Below are 2955 nucleotides of genomic sequence, written 5' to 3'. Positions count from 1 at the left end.
GTGGGTTCCCGGGCGGGCGCGAAGAACGGAGAGTGGGTGCTGGGGACGTTGCCCATCTTCTCGTACGGGGTGTCGCCGGGGGCGGCCTCCCACACGTCGTGGGGGGTGGCGCCGACGAACCAGAACACGTACGGGATCGGCTGCGGGTCGCCGGGCAGGCCGAAGTAGCTGAAGTCCTCGGTCGCCGGGAACGGGTCGGGCAGGTGGATGACGTACTCGTCGCCGAAGTAGGCGTGGTGCGCGGCGGCCACGTCGGCGGTGCTCTGGGGGTCGTTGCGGGTGACCCCCGCGCCCTGGAAGCGCTCGATCTCCGGCTCGCGGGCGGCTCCTGAGGCGGCGGCCTCGGCGCGCACGATCCGTTCGATGGCCGCTTCGAGCTGGGCGGACACGTTGTCGTTGAGGGCCCGGGTGTTGATCTCCAGGTAGGCCTCGTCGGGGATGATGTTGGCCTTGGTCCCCGCCTGGATCCTGCCGACGGTGAGCACCGCCATCTCGCTCGGGCTGACCTCGCGGGAGACCACGCCCTGGAGGCGGGTGACGATGCTCGCCGCGATGAGCACCGGGTCCACGGTCGTGTTCGGCTGGGAGGCGTGGCCCCCCTCCCCGTACACGCGCACGCGGTAGGAGTTGGAGGCGCCGAGGATGACCCCGGCGCGGTGGGAGATCAGTCCGGCGGGCTGCGGGCCCAGGTGCTGGCCGAGGATGACGTCGGGGCGGCCGAAGCGGTCGAACAGCCCGTCCTCCAGCATGGCCTGCGCCCCGTCGAGGGTCTCCTCGCCCGGCTGGGCGACGACCATCACGGTTCCGGCCCACTCGTCGCGGGTCTCCGAGAGCAGGTCGGCGGCGCCCACCAGGCAGGCGGTGTGGGCGTCGTGCCCGCAGGCGTGCATGACGGGGACCTCGGCGCCCTCGTCGTTGACGGCGCGGGCGGTGCTGGCGTAGGGCAGTCCGGTCCGCTCCTCCAGCGGGAGCGCGTCCATGTCGGCGCGCAGCATCACCGTGGGCCCCGGTCCGTTGCGCAGGATGCCGACCACGCCGGTCCCCCCGACACCCTTGTGGACCTCGTAACCGGTCCGGGTGAGCCACTCGGCGACACCGCTGGCGGTGCGGTGCTCCGCGTGGGAGAGCTCGGGGTTCTTGTGCAGGTCGACGTAGAACCCCTCCACGAGCGGGAAGAGCTCGTCGAGGAGTCGCATGACCACGTTCCCGTGCTGAGCGGCACGGTTGGGGTCCACCGCGTGCGGCACGGCTTCCACCGCCTTCTTCCGTATCTCGACCGGGTCGGAACCGCCCGTCTGACGAGAGCAGCCTAGCGGCGCGCCCGCCGAGGCCACACAGTCAGCGGCGTGACCTCCGCGGGCCGGGTCCGGAGCAGACCCGGCCCGTCACCCTCTGTAGAAGACGGTGGCGCTGATGGGTTAGGGTCTGCACACGGAAAGCTACCCCCTGCCGAGCCGCTCGTGCCACACATGTTTCACGAGCCCCAACCCCACCTCAACCGAGGCAGGACTCCGGCGACTTTCCACCGATCTCCGGAGAACCGCTGGCATACTTTGCTACATCACAGTAAGGTAACGCAGCACATGTTCATTCATCCGACCTTACGGTGTCCCCCTCGCGCCCCACGCGGCACCGCGCCACCCGCGTTCCGGCCCCGCGGTCGGCCCACGGGCCGCGTGCACGGCCGGAGGAGAGCACACACGTCCCAGAAGCAGATGATCTCGGAGTCCACTCGTGGCCTCATCCATGACCAGTCCGGCATCCCAGCGTCAGGAACCGGGGCACGGCGCGGTCGCCCCCACCACGGCGGCCCCGGGTCCAGGCCGTGACGCCCGTCTGGACAATGCCAAGTTCGTCCTGATCGCCCTGGTCGTCGTCGGCCACGCGATCGGCCCACTACGCGAGTACGGGCCCGCCAGTGCCCTCTACTACTGGATCTACTTCTTCCACATGCCCGCGTTCATCATGATCAGCGGCTACCTCTCGCGGTCCTTCGACGCCTCGTCGAACCGCGTCGAGAAGCTGGTCGTATCGCTCGCGGTGCCCTACCTGATCTTCTGGACCATCCACCAGTCCATCTACGCGGTCGAACGCGGCGGCCTGCCCGAGACCATGTCGGTGCTCCAGCCGACCTACGCCCTGTGGTTCCTGGTCGCCCTGTTCGTGTGGCGCCTGAGCGTGCCGGTCTGGAAGCGGCTGCGCTGGCCCGTGCTCGTCGCGGTGCTCATCTCCGTGTTCGGGGCCACGGCGAGCCTCGGGGAGACGCTCTCCCTGGGCCGCGTGGTGAGCTTCCTGCCGTTCTTCGTCCTGGGGCTGAGCCTGCGCCGCGAGCACTTCGCCTACCTGGACCGGCTCTGGGTGCGGATCGCGTCCGTGCTGGTGCTGGGGGTGACGGCGGCGCTGGCCGTGCCCATCTCCGAGCAGATGAGCCGCTCCTGGCTCTTCTGGACCAACAGCCTCACCGACCGCGAGATCGACCCGATCCTGCCGAGTCTGGGCGTGCGGGTCGGCTTCATGGCCCTCGCGCTGGTGATGTCCTTCGCGGTCCTGGCCCTGATGCCCAAGCAGCGCACGTGGTTCACGTCCCTGGGGGCCTACACGCTGTACGTGTACCTGGGGCACTCTGTGGTGATCGTCCTGTTGCAGGCCTCGCCCTGGTACAGCCTGATGTCCGGGGCCACGGAGATGGTCGTCACGGTCCTGCTGGGCGTGGCCCTGACGCTGCTGCTGTGCACCCCGTGGGTGCGCGCGGGCCTGCGCTGGGCGGTGGAACCGCAGCTGACGTGGTTCCTGCGCCAGGACTCCGCGCTGCGCGCGCCGAGCGGCGCCGGTGGGACCGACGCAGACGGGAACACCGGCAGCGGCGGGAACGGCGACGGCGGACGCGAGAAGGAGAAGGCCGGGGTCTGACCCGGCCCCGCGCGAGGGGCGCGACGTACACGGGAGGGGCGGGTC

2 protein-coding genes are annotated in these 2955 nt (G+C 70.4%); one reads left to right on the top strand and one right to left on the bottom strand.

Annotated elements, in window-relative coordinates:
- The coding region (locus DQW06_RS12250) for an amidohydrolase (protein WP_117198464.1) at positions 1 to 1256 on the bottom strand (1256 nt) is incomplete at its 3' end.
- A 490-nt stretch (positions 1257 to 1746) separates the two neighbouring features.
- Between DQW06_RS12250 and DQW06_RS12245 the strand changes: the two genes are divergently transcribed.
- Positions 1747 to 2910, top strand: coding sequence for an acyltransferase family protein (locus tag DQW06_RS12245; RefSeq protein ID WP_041552194.1), 1164 nt, complete (start codon positions 1747 to 1749; stop codon positions 2908 to 2910).
- Positions 2911 to 2955 lie beyond the last annotated feature (45 nt).

It is taken from the genome of Nocardiopsis sp. TNDT3 (assembly GCF_003427465.1).
GTDB lineage: Bacteria > Actinomycetota > Actinomycetes > Streptosporangiales > Streptosporangiaceae > Nocardiopsis > Nocardiopsis dassonvillei.
Note: the sequence above shows the minus strand (reverse complement) of the source record. Positions and strands in the feature narration are given on the sequence as shown.